The organism is Luteimonas notoginsengisoli (assembly GCF_042648885.1).
GTDB classification, from domain to species: domain Bacteria; phylum Pseudomonadota; class Gammaproteobacteria; order Xanthomonadales; family Xanthomonadaceae; genus Luteimonas; species Luteimonas notoginsengisoli.
Genome location: NZ_JBHRYF010000008.1, coordinates 456409 through 471360 on the forward strand (window position 1 = coordinate 456409; position 14952 = coordinate 471360).

Consider the following 14952-nt stretch of genomic DNA (forward strand, 5'->3'; position numbering starts at 1 on the left):
ACCGTCCGCCAGTCCCCGAGTTTCCGCGCCGCGATCCGATCCGGTGGCCCGGGCAAGCCAACCCGTCGCGCCCCCGTCCGCGCATCGCTGGCGGTGCTTGCGCTCGCCTCGATGATCGCCGTGGTCGTCTCCGCCTGCGGCAGCAGCGAGGCCGCGCCCGGCGCCGGCATGCCGCCACCGCCCGAGGTCAGCGTCGCCACCGTGCTGAGCAAGTCCGTGCACCAGTGGGACACCTTCAACGGCCGCGTCACTGCCGTCGAGTCGGTGGAACTGCGCCCGCGCGTGAGCGGCTACGTGCAGCGGGTCGCATTCGACGAAGGCCAGGAAGTGAAGAAGGGCGAGCTGTTGTTCGTGATCGACCCGCGTCCGTACCGCGCCGCGCTCGACAAGGCCCAGGCGCAGCTGCAGCGCGCCCGTGCCGAGGCGAAGCTCGCCCAGGCGCAGGACGCGCGCGCGCAGGCACTGATCGAAGCCAAGGCGATCTCGCGCGAGGAGTTCGAGACCCGCAAGGCCGCCACCGCGCAGGGCGACGCCGGCGTGCGCGCGGCCGAGGCCGCCGTCGCCGCCGCCGCGCTCGACCTGCAGTTCACCCAGGTGCGCGCGCCGATCAACGGCCGCATCGGCCGCGCCATGGTCACCGAGGGCAACCTTGCCCAGGCCGACGCCACGCTGCTGACAACGCTGGTCTCGCAGGACCCGATGTACGTGTACTTCGAGAGCGACGAGCAGACCTACCTGCGCTACGGCGAGCTGGCGCGCAAGGGCGAACGCACGCGTTCGAGCAACCCGGTGCGCGTCGGCCTGGCCAACGAGACCGGCTTCCCGCACGAAGGCACGGTGGACTTCGTCGACAACCAGGTCGACCCGGCCACCGGCACCATCCGCGCCCGCGCGGTGCTGCCCAACGCCGACCGCTCCCTGACCCCGGGCCTGTTCGCGCGCGTGCAGGTGCAGGGCAGCGGCGAGTTCAAGGCGATGCTGATCGACGACAAGGCCGTGCTCACCGACCAGGACCGCAAGTACGTCTACGTGCTCGGCGCCGACAACAAGGCGGTGCGCAAGGACGTGCAGCTGGGCCGGATGATCGACGGCCTGCGCGTGGTCGAGTCGGGCCTCGGCCCGAAGGACAAGGTGATCGTGCACGGCGTGCAGAAGGTGTTCATGCCTGGCATGCCGGTCGCGCCCAAGACCATCGCCATGGGTGCCGACGCACCGGCGCCGGAACAGCAGGTCGCAATGAAGTAGCCCCTTGTAGGAGCGGCTCCAGCCGCGAGCTCTTCCAAACGCTCGCCCGAGGCTCCCCGCCCGACGCACTGCCGATGCGGACGCATCACCGTGCACACCGCTTGCCGCCGGCCTTCCCCGCGAATCCCCTCTCCCCGCGCGGGGAAGGCCGACCGGCTTTTCACTCAGATCCCTCCCTAGCGAAGGCAGGGGAGGGTTGGGGAGGAGTGACGCAGGCACCCGCGACAACTTCCGCAAGGCTGCGCCGGCTCCGACAGCACCCCCTCCCAACCTCCCCCTGCCTCCGCAGGGGGAGGGGCCAGAACCTCAGGACACTCACATGGACTTCTCCAGATTCTTCATCGATCGCCCGATCTTCGCCGCGGTGCTGTCGATCGTGATCTTCGCCGCCGGCCTGATCTCGATCCCGCTGCTGCCGATCGGCGAGTACCCCGAAGTCGTGCCGCCGTCGGTGGTGGTGCGCACCGTGTACCCGGGCGCCAACCCGAAGGTGATCGCCGAGACCGTGGCCACGCCGCTGGAGGAAGCGATCAACGGCGTCGAGGACATGATGTACACCAAGTCCGTCGCCGGTTCCGACGGCGTGCTGCAGATGACGGTGACCTTCCGCCCCGGCACGGACGCCGACGACGCCACCGTGCGCGTGCAGAACCGCGTCAGCCAGGCGCTGGCGCGGCTGCCCGAGGACGTGCGCCGGCAGGGCGTGACCACGCAGAAGCAGTCGCCCACCTTCCTGATGGTGGTGCACCTGACCTCGCCCAACGGCAAGTACGACACCCTGTACCTGCGCAACTACGCGCGCCTGCACGTCAAGGACGCGCTGTCGCGCATCACCGGCGTCGGCGACGCGCAGGTGTTCGGCGGCGGCGACTACGCGATGCGCGCCTGGCTCGACCCGGACAAGATCGCCTCGCGCGGCCTCACGGCAGGCGACGTGGTGCGCGCGATGCGCGAGCAGAACGTGCAGGTCTCGGCCGGCCAGCTCGGCGCCGAACCGATGCCCGACAGCGACTTCCTCACCCTGATCAACGCGCAAGGACGCCTGCACACCGAGCAGGAGTTCGGCAACATCGTGCTCAAGGCAGGCAACGATGGCGAGGTGGTGCGCCTGTCCGACGTCGCGCGGCTGGAACTGGGCGCCGGCGACTACACCCTGCGCTCCAAGCTCGACGGCAAGAACGCCGTTGGCATCGGCATTTTCCAGGCGCCGGGTGCCAACGCGCTCGAGATCCGCGACGCGGTGATCGCGACGATGGACGACATGTCGGCGCGCTTCCCCGACGGCATCAAGTACGAGGCGGTCTACGACACCACGATCTTCGTGCGCGACTCGATCAAGGCCGTGGTGACCACCCTGCTCGAAGCGGTGGTGCTGGTGGTGCTGGTGGTGATCCTGTTCCTGCAGACCTGGCGCGCGTCGATCATCCCGCTGATCGCGGTGCCGGTGTCGATCGTCGGCACGTTCGCGGCGCTGCACCTGCTCGGCTTCTCGATCAACACGCTGAGCCTGTTCGGGCTGGTGCTGGCGATCGGCATCGTGGTCGACGACGCGATCGTGGTGGTGGAGAACGTCGAGCGCAACATCGAGGAAGGGCTCACGCCGCTCGCCGCAGCCCATCAGGCGATGCGCGAGGTCTCCGGGCCGATCATCGCGATCGCGCTGGTGCTGTGCGCGGTGTTCGTGCCGATGGCGTTCCTGTCGGGCGTCACCGGGCAGTTCTACAAGCAGTTCGCCGTGACGATCGCGATCTCGACGGTGATCTCGGCGATCAACTCGCTGACCCTGTCGCCGGCGCTGGCCGCGCGCCTGCTGCGTGCGCATGACGCGCCGAAGGACCGGCCGACGCGCCTGATCGACCGCCTGTTCGGCTGGCTGTTCCGGCCGTTCAACCGCTTCTTCAAGCGCAGCTCCGACCGCTATCAGGGCGTGGTGTCGCGCACACTCGGCCGCCGCGGCGCGGTGTTCTTGGTGTACGCGGTGCTGCTGGCCTCCACCGGCCTGATGTTCAAGGCCGTGCCGGCGGGCTTCATTCCCACCCAGGACAAGCTGTACCTGATCGCCGGCGTGAAGCTGCCGGAGGGGTCGTCGATCGCGCGCACCGACGCCATGCTGTCGAAGGTGGCCGACATCGCGATGCATACCGAGGGCGTGGCGCATTCGATCGCGTTCCCGGGCCTGAACGCGCTGCAGTTCACCAATACGCCCAACACCGGTGTGGTGTTCCTGCCGCTGGAACCGGCCAACAAGCGCCACCGCAGCGCGGCCGAGATCAACGCCGAGATCAACCAGAAGATCGCCGGGCTGCAGGAAGGCTTCGCCTTCTCGCTGATGCCGCCGCCGATCCTTGGCCTCGGCAACGGCAACGGCTACCAGATGTTCATCGAGGACCGCGGCAACCTCGGCTACGGCGCACTGCAGGATGCGGTGGCCGGCATGCAGGGCGCGATTTCGCAGACGCCGGGCATGGGCTTCCCGATCACCAGCTACCAGGCCAACGTGCCGCAGCTCGACGCGGAAGTGGACCGGGTCAAGGCCAAGGCGCAGGGCGTGCCGCTGACCGAATTGTTCGACACGCTGCAGACCTACCTGGGCTCGGCCTACGTCAACGACTTCAACGAGTTCGGCCGTACCTGGCAGGTGATCGCGCAGGCCGACGCGCGCTTCCGAGACGACGTGCAGGACATCGGCAACCTGCGCACCCGCAACGACCGCGGCGAGATGGTGCCGATCGGCTCGATGGTGAAGATCCACCAGACCTACGGCCCCGACCCGGTGCTGCGCTACAACGGCTACCCGGCCGCGGACCTGGCTGGCGAAGCGGACCCGCGGATGCTGTCGTCGGCGCAGGCGATGGGCACGCTGGAGCAGCTGGCGTCGAAGGTGCTGCCCAACGGCATGCAGATCGAGTGGACCGACCTGAGCTACCAGCAGTCGACCCAGGGCAAGGCGGCGCTGGTGGTGTTCCCGCTGGCGATCCTGCTTGCCTTCCTGGTGCTGGCTGCGCTGTACGAGAGCTGGACCCTGCCGCTGGCGGTGATCCTGATCGTGCCGATGTGCATGCTCTCGGCACTGCTGGGCGTGTGGCTGACCGGCGGCGACAACAACGTGTTCGTGCAGGTCGGGCTGGTGGTGCTGATGGGGCTGGCGTGCAAGAACGCGATCCTGATCGTGGAGTTCGCGCGCGAGCTGGAGATGCAGGGCAAGGGCATCGTGGAATCGGCCCTGGAAGCCTGCCGCCTGCGCCTGCGTCCGATCGTGATGACCTCGATCGCGTTCATCGCCGGCACCGTGCCGCTGGTGCTCTCGCACGGCGCCGGCGCCGAGGTCCGCTCGGCCACCGGCATCACCGTGTTCGCCGGAATGATCGGCGTGACCGTGTTCGGCCTGTTCCTGACGCCGGTGTTCTACGTCGCGCTGCGCAAGCTGGTGAAGCGGCCGCTGGTGCGCCACGACGACGCCGCCGCGCACGGCGCCCCGCCTGCGCTGGAGACGCGCCCCCTCTGATGGCATCCCGGTTGGCGCATGGACGCGCGCCGGGGACGACACCCAAACCCGATGGCCGCGTGCGACGCGCGGCTTCTTCCCCTCTTTCTGGAGCAAGCACATGCATCACGACAAGATCGCACTGGTCACCGGCGCCACCCGCGGCATCGGACTGGAAACCGTGCGCCAGCTGGCCACGCAGGGCGTCCATACCCTGCTCGCCGGGCGCGACCGCGGCCGCGCGGTGGAAGCGTCGCTGGCACTGCAGGCAGACGGCCTGCCGGTGGAAGCCGTTGCGCTGGACGTGACCGATGCGGCCAGCATCGCCGCCGCCGCGCGCGAGATCGAACAGCGCCACGGCCGTCTCGACATCCTGGTCAACAACGCCGGCGTTTTCCTCGACGACACCAGCCTCGCGCCGTCGGCGCAGCCGCTCCCGGCCTGGCGCCAGACCTTCGACACCAACCTGTTCGGCGTGGTCGCGACCACCCAGGCGCTGCTGCCGCTGCTGCGCAAGTCGCCGGCCGGGCGCATCGTCAATCTGTCGAGCAGCCTGGCGTCGCTGGCGCTGCACAACGATCCGGACTCGCAGATCTACGACCTGAAAGTGCCCGCCTACGACGCGTCCAAGACCGCGCTCAACGCCTGGACGGTGCACCTGGCGCACGAGCTGCGCGACACCGCGATCAAGGTCAACGCCGTGGATCCCGGCTCGGTGAAGACCGACATGAATGCCCACGGCGAGCTGGATGTCGCCACCGGCGCATCGGGCAGCGTGGCGATGGCGCTGGTCGGCGCCGACGGACCCAACGGCAGCTACACCCACCTCGGCCAGGTGTTGCCGTGGTGACCCCGACAGCGAGGACCTTCCCCATGCAGACCTTCCGGACCATCACGCGGCCACTGGTCGCCTCCGCGCTCGCACTCGCGCTGGCGGCGTGCACCGTCGGCCCCGACTTCGTGCGACCCGACGTCGCCGTGCCCGACGCCTTCAGCCAGCCGGCGCCTTCGTCGGCCGCGGTCGAGGGGGCGGCGGAAACGCCGCCTGCGACCGCAGCCGACCCGGCGTTCTGGCTTGGCTTCGGCGACCCGCAGCTCACCGCGCTGGTCGAGCAGGCGCTCGCCGCCAACCACGACCTGCGCATCGCGCTGGCCAGCTACGACCGTGCGAACGCGCTGCTGCGCGGGTCGAAGTTCGACTCCTTCCCCACCGTCACCGCCAGCGCCGAAGGCAGCGACAGCCGCGCCAGCGCGGACCAGGCGCCAGGCGTGTCACGCGACGACCGCGACGGCGAGAGCTACAGCGCCGGCATCTCGGCGGCGTGGGAGCTGGACCTGTTCGGCCGCATCCGCCGCGGCGTGGAAGCCAGCCGCGCAGGCGCCGCCGCCAGCGCCGCTGACCTCGAATCGGCGCAGGTGGCGATCGTCGGCGAGCTCGCACGCACCTACTTCGACCTGCGCGGCCTGCAGGAGCGCCTGCGCGTGGCCCGCGACAACGCCGACAACCAGCGCGAAACATTGCGCCTGGTGGATGCGCGCCTCGGCGCCGGGCGCGGTACCGAGTTCGACACCGCGCGGGCGCGCGCGCAACTCGAGGCCACCTCCGCGCGCATCCCCGCCCTCGAAGCGCAGGTCGCCTTCGACATGCACCGCCTCGCGGTGCTCGTCGGCAGGACTCCGGACGCGCTGGTCGCGCAGCTCCAGCCCGCCGTTCCGCTACCCGCGCTGCCGGCGAAGCTCGATGCCGGGACCCCGGGCGAACTGCTGCGTCGCCGGCCCGACATCGTCGCGGCCGAGCAGCGCCTGCACGCGGCCACCGCGCGCATCGGCGTGGCCACCGCCGACCTGTTTCCGCGTTTCACCCTGGGCGGGCTGATCGGCAGCCAGGCGATCGACACCAACATGCTGTTCGAGCGCAGCAGCGAAACCCGGTTCGTGGCGCTGGGCATCGACTGGTCGTTCCTCGACATCGGCCGGGTGCGCGCGCGCATCGCCGCCTCCGACGCTGAAGCCGAGGGCGAACTGGCGCGCTACGAGCAGACCGTGCTGCTGGCGCTGGAGGAAACCGAGAACGCGCTGGTGCGCTATGCGCGCGCCCGCACGGAGGATGCGCACCTCGAACGCGCCGCGATCGACAGCGCCACCGCCGCGCGCCTGGCGCGGGTGCGCTTCGACGCAGGCGCCGTCGACCTGTTCGAGGTCCTCGACGCCGAGCGCACGCAGCTGGAGGCGCAGGATGCGTTCGCCGCCAGCCGCACGCGCAGCGCGACGGGCGCGGTGTCGCTGTACGTGGCGCTGGCCGGCGGCTGGCCGGACACGCTGCCGGTGCGCGAGGCGATCGGGCAACGCTAGGCCGCCGCACGCCTCTTCCACTTCAATCGACCGAGCCATGCCAGTGCACTCCACTTCCCCCAGCGGTCGCATCGTCCTGGCCGCGCGTCCACGCGGTCGCCCGCAGCTGTCCGACTTCCGCCTCGAGCACGTCCCGGTGCCCGAACCGGCCGAAGGCCAGGTCCTGCTGCGGACGATGTTCCTGTCGCTGGATCCGTACATGCGCCAGCAGATGGACGCGGTCGCCCCGGTGTACTCGTCGTCGATCGCACTGGGCGCGCCGATGGTTGGCGAAGCGGTCGGCCGCGTGGTCGCCTCGCGACATCCGCGCTGGCGCGCAGGCGACCTGGCGCTCGGTCCCGCCGGCTGGCAGGAACACGCGCTGCTCGACGGCAACGCATTGACGCCCCTCGGCCCGATGCAGTCGCCGTCGCAGGCGCTGGGCGTGCTGGGCATGCCGGCGTTCACCGCGTACGTCGGCCTGCTCGACATCGGCCGACCGCGCGTCGGCGAAACGCTGGTGGTGGCGGCCGCCACCGGCGCGGTCGGCGCGATCGTGGGCCAGATCGCAAAGCTCAAGGGCATGCGCGTGGTCGGCATTGCCGGCGGCGCGGACAAGTGCGTGCACGCCGTGGAGGCACTGGGCTTCGACGCCTGTCTCGACCGCCACGCGCAGGACCTGGCGAGCCGGCTGGCGCAGGCCTGTCCAAGCGGTATCGACGTCTATTTCGAGAACGTCGGCGGCGCGGTGCTGGACGCCGTGCTGCCGCTGCTCAACGTCGGCGCGCGGATCCCCCTGATCGGGCATATCGCCGACTACAACGGCGCCACGGACCGCGGTGTCGACCACAGGCCGGCGCTGCTCGCCGCAGTGCTGCAGAAGCGCATCCGCATGCAGGGCATGATCATCCTCGACCACTATGCGGATCGTTTCGAAGCCTTCCGCCGCGACATGGCCGGGTGGCTGGCCGACGGGCGCATCGCCGAGCGCGAGCACCGCGTCGAGGGTTTGGAACGCGCGCCGGAGGCGTTCATCGGCCTGCTCGAAGGCCGCAATTTCGGCAAGGTGGTGGTGCGCGTCGGCGACGACTGAGGCGCGGCGGGTTCGCGCGCGGACCGCGATGGCGTAGGGTTGCGTTCCATCGACCCACTGGAGCGCGCCATGCGCCGTCGCCTTGCCGTTGCCCTGTCCGCAAGCCTTGCCGCGACCGCGGTGGCGGCGCCACCGATGGCGCCACCGGCCACCCAGGCGCTGCTCCACGACATCGGCACCGCGCCCTCCGCCGCGCGCATCGAGGCCGACATCCGCAAGCTGGTGTCGTACGGCACCCGCCACACCCTGTCGGACACAGAATCAGACACGCGCGGCATCGGTGCCGCGCGGCGCTGGATCCACGCCGAGTTCGAGCGCATCTCATCGCAGTGCGGCGGCTGCCTGGACGTCATCGACGTGGCCGGCACGATCTCGGGCGAGCAGCGCATCCCCGACCCGACCGAGGTGGTCAGCGTGCTCGCGATCCAGCGCGGCACCTCCGATCCCGGCCGCTACGTGATCATGAGCGGCGACATCGACTCGCGCGTCTCCGACGTCATGGACTTCACTTCCGATTCGCCCGGCGCCAACGACAACGCATCGGGCGTCGCCGGCACGCTTGAAGCCGCGCGGATCCTGTCGAAGCACGGGTTCCCGGGCACCATCGTCTACGCGGCGCTGTCGGGCGAGGAGCAGGGACTGTTCGGCGGCAAGATCGTCGCCGCGAAAGCGCATGCCGAGGGCTGGCGCATCGAGGCGGTGCTCAACAACGACATGATCGGCAACATCGCCGGGCTCAACGGCGTGGTCGACAACACCACCGCCCGCGTCTTCGCCGAGGGCACGCGCGCCACTGAGACGACGGACGAGGCGAAGCAGCGCCGCTTCACCGGCGGCGAGGTCGACTCTCCCACGCGCAACCTGGCGCGCTACATCGACCGCATGGCCGACCTGTACGTGCCCAACCTCGACGTGATGATGGTCTACCGCCTCGACCGCTTCGGCCGCGGTGGGCACCACCGCCCGTTCAACGACCTCGGCTATCCGGCGGTGCGGGTGATGGAGACCAACGAGAACTACCAGCGCCAGCACCAGGACCTGCGCACCGAGGACGGGATCGCTTACGGCGACGTGATCGAGGGCGTCGACTTCGACTACGTCGCCAAGCTGACCGCGCTCAACGCGGTGAGCCTCGCCGGCATGGCCTCGGCGCCGCCGCCGCCGGCGGACGTCACGATCGAAGGCGCGGTGAGCGCGGATACCACGTTGAAATGGCAGCGCGCGCCGGCATCGCAGGCGCCGCACCTCGCCGGTTACAAGGTCTACTGGCGGCTGACCACCGAACCGCAGTGGACGCACGGCTTCTACGTCGGCGACGTGGCGCAGCACACCCTGAAGAACGTGGTGATCGACAATTACTTCTTCGGCGTGGCTGCGGTGGGCAAGGACGGCTCGGAGAGCCCGGTGGTGTTTCCGGGCGCCGCTGGAAGCTTCGGCGGTTACGGCGCGCCGTAGTCCCGCCCACCTCGGATGGCCCATGTGGGAGCGGCCATGGCCGCGATGGCTCGTCATCCGCATCGCCCAGACGTCGCGGCCATGGCCGCTCCCACACACACGGCCGGATGGCGGCAATCTCCCGGGATGTCACAGGGCGACTGGCTGGATCGTCAATCAGGCAAGGCACTCCGCCTGATCCCAAGGAAATCCCCCATGAAAAACGAGAACACCATCCGCTACCCGCAGCAGGCCCCCGCCGTCATGCAGGTGCTGGCCCAGGTCAATCCGGCCATCAACGCCCTCGGGCTCGATGCCAGGCTCCACCACCTGGTCGTCCTGCGCGCCTCGCAGATCAACGGCTGCGCGCACTGCGTGAAGATGCATACCCACGACGCACGCAAGGACGGTGAAACCAGCGAGCGGCTCGACCGCCTGGTGGTCTGGCAGCACGTGGACGACTACAGCCCGCGCGAGAAGGCTGCGCTGGCGTTCACCGAGGCGATGACGCGGCTCGACGATCAGTCCGTGCTGCCGGAGCTTCGGGCCGCGCTGCGTGAGCACTTCACCGAGCAGGAGGTCGCCGCACTCGGCGCGGACGTGGCGATGATCAACCTGTGGAACCGCATCTCCATCTCGAACCAGTGAGCCGCGACCAGTGACGATGGACGTCCGCGATTGCCTCGCACAGTTCGAGCAGGCCCGCCCGGGCCTGCTCGGCCTGGCCTACCGCATCCTCGGCTCGCGCGCAGATGCTGAGGATGCCGTGCAGGACACCTTCCTCAAGTGGCAGGCCAACGACCGCAGCGGCATCGACAACCCCCGCGCCTGGCTGACCACCGTCTGCACGCGCCACTGCCTGGACATCCTGCGCTCGGCCGACCGGGCGCGGGTCGAGTATGTCGGCCCATGGCTGCCGGAACCGGTGCTGACCGCCAACGACGACACCATCGGACACGCGTCGGAACACACCTGGTCAGAGCACGCCTCGCCAGAGCATGCCGCCGCGCTCGCCTCCTCGCTCACCACCGCCTTCCTGCTCGCCCTGCAGCGGCTCACCCCGAAAGAGCGCGCGGCCTACCTGCTGCACGAGATCTTCGACATGCCCTACCTCGAGGTCGGGCGCACCCTCGACCTGCAGGAGCCGGCGTGCCGGCAGCTGGTGGCGCGTGCGCGCGCGCATATCGAACAGGCGAAGGTGCGGCACGCCACCCCGCCGGAGCGACAACGCCGGCTGCTCGCCGCATTCGGGACCGCCATCGCTACCGGCTCGGTGGATGCGCTCGCCGGCCTGCTGTCCGACGACGTGCGCCTGTCGGCGGACGGCGGCGGCAAGGTGTCCGCTGCGCGCCGCGTCATGCACGGGCCGGAGGAAGTGCTGCGCTTCATCCAGGCCGGCCTGCACGCGTGGTGGGCGTCGGGACAGCTTGAGGAAGCGACGATCAACGGCAACCGAGGCTTCCTGTTCCGCGATGGCGGCGACATCGACGCAACGGTGTCCTTCGCCTACGACGAGGCGGGCCTACTCACCGACGTGTTCATCATGCGCAACCCGGACAAGCTGGCGCGGATCGGAGCCGCGCCGCAGATCGCGTGAAAGCGCCTTCTGACGCTCGCGGGAGACAGCTGATAGGACCCAATCGTTCTGCGCGACTCTAGTGCATTGATTCTTGCGCATCCATTGGCTTTCGCAGTTCCATGAACCAGCCGGCGGGATTGATTGGAATCCTCACCACATCCCCCGGCCCCGCTTCGGCATAGGCCTCGACATGTTGTCGATACGCGAAGTCCCCAAACGCGCGGATTTTCCAGCTGGCTGGAAGCGCTACCAGCACCACGCACCCCAGCATGCCGATCGCCAGCGCCCTCGAGACGAGCGAGCGATCGTATGCAGCCACGCACATGAGCGCCGCGTAGAAGCCAAGGATTGGCAGGAACGAGTACCGTTCTCCCGCATGTGGCACCTCCCAGATCACCCACTGGGCCGTGGTGGACAGTTGCGGCGACAACAGTGCCGCGATGAAGACGAACAAGGTGAAAACAATGAAACCGATCGCCCCATCGTTTCCCAATCGCCAGGCACGCCAGAGCACGGCTGCACCGAGCGTGGCAGCAATGAAGGGCAAGGCTATGCCTTCCCTCCAGGGGGGCAACAGATAGACGTGGCGCCACGCGTCTCCGATTAGGCCCGCCAGTACGACTTGCCCACCCGCGATACGTAGAAAACCCTGCCAGGTGGCACCAAGCGGAGCGACAGCGCGGCTGACTCCCATCTGCGGAACGGCAAGCGCCAACTGTATGCAGGCGCCAGAAAGAATCAGTGCGAGCAACCACATCGCGCGTCGATCGCGCCTGCGATACGCCAACCAGGCAACACAGGGCAACAGCAGGATGCAGAATGGGCCGCTCACGCAGAAGAGCGCCACAAGGACAATATCGGTGGCCACCTGCCGTCCGGACTTCCAGTCATCGAAGCAACACACGAGCGCGGCGGACACGGCCAAGTGCCACTGCGCATTCGTGAGATTGGCATGCACTTCTGTCGTGTACGGTTGCGCGATATAGAGCACGCTGAGAACAAGACGTGCACCCACTGATGGCACCAGCGCACGACCGCGTCCGCCGTTGAGAAGCAGCACCGGTAGAACCTGCACCGCGACCGCCGCAAGATTGAAGGTGAGCGGCGCCCAGCGCATCGGCACGAGCGTTGCGATGCCGGCCACCAGGCGAGACACGGTCTGCAGATAGCCATTCTGTGGCAGAAAGAGGGAGTGCCATGCGCCCAGGTTATGGGCGTTGGCGAACCAGATTTTGCCGTCCTCGGCCCAGAACTGTGGGTTGAGGATGACGTCGGGCCTTCGCATGATCACGACCGCTGCACAGGCGGCGAACAGCAGTAGCCATGGCCCGTGGACGCGTGCCATTGCAACGAGCCCTGAGTTCACGCGGATTGAGCCGTCAGTAATGAACTGGTCCTCCCGCGAGTTGTCGTCCAAGCTAATGAATGGCGAAACGTCATCCAGATCATGATCCCATGAAAAAAAGGGATGGCCGAAGCCACCCCTTTTTCGCTGCAGGCTACATTGCGGCTCTACTTCAGCCCGCGGCTCTCCAGCAGCGGCTCGACGCTCGGGTCCTTGCCGCGGAAATCACGGTACAGGGTGGCGAGGTCGACGGTGTTGCCGCGCGAGAGGATCTTTTCGCGGAAGGCCTGGCCGTTCTCAGCGGTCATGCCGCCGTGCTCCTTGAACCACTCGAACGCGTCGTCGTCCAGCACCTCGGACCAGAAATAGGCGTAGTAGCCGGCCGAGTAGCCGCCGCCCCAGATGTGGTCGAAATAGCTGGTGCGGTAGCGCGGCGGCACTTCCGGCAGGTCTACCTTGAACTTCTTCAGGGCCTCCGCCTCGAACTTGTCGACGTCCTGCAGCGGCGCATCGGCCGGCAGGGTGTGCCAGGCCATGTCGAGCAGCGCGGCCGACAGATATTCGGTGGTGGCGTAGCCCTGGTTGAAGGTGCGCGACTTCTTGATCTTGTCGACCAGCGCCTGCGGCATCGCCTCGCCGGTCTTGTAGTGCCTGGCGTAGTTGGCGAACACCTTGGGATCGGTCGCCCAGTGCTCGTTGAACTGCGAGGGGAACTCGACGAAGTCGCGCGAGGTGCTGGTGCCGGAGATCGACGGGTACTTCACGTCCGAGAACATGCCGTGCAGCGCGTGGCCGAACTCGTGGAACATCGTGGTGACGTCGTCGAAGCTCAGCAGCGCCGGCTGGCCCTCCGCCGGCTTGGTGAAGTTGGCGACGTTGTAGACCACCGGCTTGGTGCCGGTCAGGCCGTTCTGATCGACGAACACGTCCATCCACGCGCCGCCGGACTTGCTGTCGCGCTTGAAGTAGTCGGTGTAGAACAGGGCCAGCGAACTGCCGTCCTTGTCGAACACTTCGAACACGCGCACGTCCGGGTGGTAGACCGGGATGTCCTTGCGCTCCTTGAAGGTGACGCCGTAGAGCTGGCCGGCTGCGTAGAAAACGCCGTTCTGCAGCACGTTGTCGAGTTCGAAGTAGGGCTTGATCTGCGACTCGTCGAGGTCGTACTGCGCCTTGCGCACCTGCTCGGCATAGAAATCCCAGTCCGAGGCGGCCAGCTTGAAGCCTTCGGTCTTGGACGCGGCGGCCTGGGCGTCGATCACCTTCTGCATCTCGGCGATCTCGCTCTTCGCCTTCGCGGTGGCCGCCGGCACGGTGTCGGTGAGCAGCTTGAGCGCGTTTTCCGGCGTCTTGGCCATCTGGTCGCCCAGCTGGTAGGCGGCGAAGGTGTCGAAGCCCAGCAGCCTGGCCTTCTGCGCGCGCAGCTGCGCCAGGCGCTGGATGGTCTTGCGGGTGTCGTTCTCGTCGTTGTGCTCGGTCCGCGTCATCGAGGCTTCGAGGATCCTTGCGCGCAGTTCGCGGTCCTTCAGCGACGCCAGCACCGGCTGCTGGGTCGTGTTCTGCAGCGCGAACAGCCACTTGCCGTCGAGCTTGCGGGCGGCGGCGTCCTGCGCCGCGGCGGCGATGTCGCCGTCGGACAGGCCGTCGAGCTTCGCCTTGTCGTCCACCACCACCGCGCCCTTGGCGGCGGCGGCGACCAGCATCGCGTGGAACTTCGTCGACAGCGAGCTTTCCTCGACGTTGAGCTTGCGCATCGTCGCCTGGTCGGCGTCGGACAGCTGCGCGCCGGCGCGGACGAGGTCCTCGTAGTCGCGTTCGACCAGGCGCTTCTGCACCGGGTCGAGGTCGAGCTTGTCGCGCTGGTCGTAGATCGACTTCACCCGCGCGAACAGCTTGGGATCGAGGTTGATCTCGTCCTGGTGCGCGGCCAGCTTGGGCGCGATCTCTTCCTGGATCTTCTGGCGTGCGTCGTTGGTGTCGGCCTGCGCCAGGCCGAAGAAGATGCGCGCGACGCGGCCGAGGGTCTCGCCGGTCTTCTCCATCGCCACGATGGTGTTGTCGAACGTCGCCGGTTCCGGGTTGTCGGCGATCTTGCGCATCTGCGCCAGATGCTGCTTCATGCCCTCCTCGAACGCCGGCAGGTAGTGGGCATCCTGGATCCTGTCGAACGGCGGCGCCTGGAACGGCAGGGTGCTGGCGACCAGCAAGGGGTTCTCGGTGGCGGCGGGAGTCACGGCGGCGGCTTCGGTCTTCGGTTCGGGAGACGGGGATTCGGGGGCCTGGCCGTTGCACGCCGAGAGGGCGAGGGTGATGGCAGCGGCGAGCGCGAGCGGTCGCGTCATGGGTGGCAACTCCTGTGGGCGGGCGTGCTGTGGGCAGGCATGGGCGGAAGCCGCACAGGGTAGCGCCCGGGGCGGGTCCGGGCATGTGCAATTGGTTCA

Annotated in this window: 10 protein-coding genes; 8 read left to right on the forward strand and 2 right to left on the reverse strand. The window is 68.5% G+C overall.

The annotated features are described in order from the left end of the window. The first annotated feature begins 111 nt into the window (after positions 1-111). The 8 genes from ACFOM9_RS09890 (at position 112) to sigJ (ending at position 11184) form a co-directional block, all read left to right on the forward strand. Positions 112-1245: an efflux RND transporter periplasmic adaptor subunit gene (locus tag ACFOM9_RS09890; protein WP_386711000.1), complete on the forward strand. Its 1134-nt coding sequence runs from the start codon at positions 112-114 to the stop codon at positions 1243-1245. A 319-nt stretch (positions 1246-1564) separates the two neighbouring features. Next, entirely contained in the window at positions 1565-4750 is a 3186-nt protein-coding gene (locus ACFOM9_RS09895; RefSeq protein ID WP_386709708.1) for an efflux RND transporter permease subunit, read from the forward strand. Between the two features lie 100 nt (positions 4751-4850). Continuing rightward, positions 4851-5579: an SDR family oxidoreductase gene (locus ACFOM9_RS09900; RefSeq protein ID WP_386709711.1), complete on the forward strand. Its 729-nt coding sequence runs from the start codon at positions 4851-4853 to the stop codon at positions 5577-5579. A 23-nt stretch (positions 5580-5602) separates the two neighbouring features. Continuing rightward, positions 5603-7081, forward strand: coding sequence for an efflux transporter outer membrane subunit (locus ACFOM9_RS09905; protein ID WP_386709715.1), 1479 nt, complete (start codon positions 5603-5605; stop codon positions 7079-7081). A gap of 37 nt (positions 7082-7118) precedes the next feature. Continuing rightward, positions 7119-8153 (forward strand): NADP-dependent oxidoreductase, encoded by a 1035-nt coding sequence (locus ACFOM9_RS09910; protein ID WP_386709718.1) that lies wholly within the window; start codon positions 7119-7121, stop codon positions 8151-8153. A gap of 69 nt (positions 8154-8222) precedes the next feature. After that, the gene (locus ACFOM9_RS09915) at positions 8223-9608 is read left to right on the forward strand and encodes a M28 family metallopeptidase (RefSeq protein WP_386709721.1); all 1386 of its coding nucleotides are present in this window, start codon (positions 8223-8225) and stop codon (positions 9606-9608) included. 195 nt (positions 9609-9803) lie between these two features. Next, positions 9804-10235 (forward strand): carboxymuconolactone decarboxylase family protein, encoded by a 432-nt coding sequence (locus ACFOM9_RS09920; RefSeq protein WP_386709723.1) that lies wholly within the window; start codon positions 9804-9806, stop codon positions 10233-10235. A gap of 16 nt (positions 10236-10251) precedes the next feature. Then, the gene (gene sigJ / locus ACFOM9_RS09925; protein WP_386709726.1) at positions 10252-11184 is read left to right on the forward strand and encodes an RNA polymerase sigma factor SigJ; all 933 of its coding nucleotides are present in this window, start codon (positions 10252-10254) and stop codon (positions 11182-11184) included. A 58-nt stretch (positions 11185-11242) separates the two neighbouring features. Here the strand turns inward: sigJ and ACFOM9_RS09930 are convergent, their stop codons facing one another. Beyond that, a complete protein-coding gene (locus tag ACFOM9_RS09930; protein ID WP_386709729.1) occupies positions 11243-12583 on the reverse strand; it encodes a hypothetical protein in 1341 nt (446 codons plus the stop codon). Positions 12584-12678: 95 nt separating this feature from the next. Continuing rightward, entirely contained in the window at positions 12679-14853 is a 2175-nt protein-coding gene (dcp, locus tag ACFOM9_RS09935; RefSeq protein WP_386709731.1) for a peptidyl-dipeptidase Dcp, read from the reverse strand. Between the last annotated feature and the right edge of the window lie 99 nt (positions 14854-14952).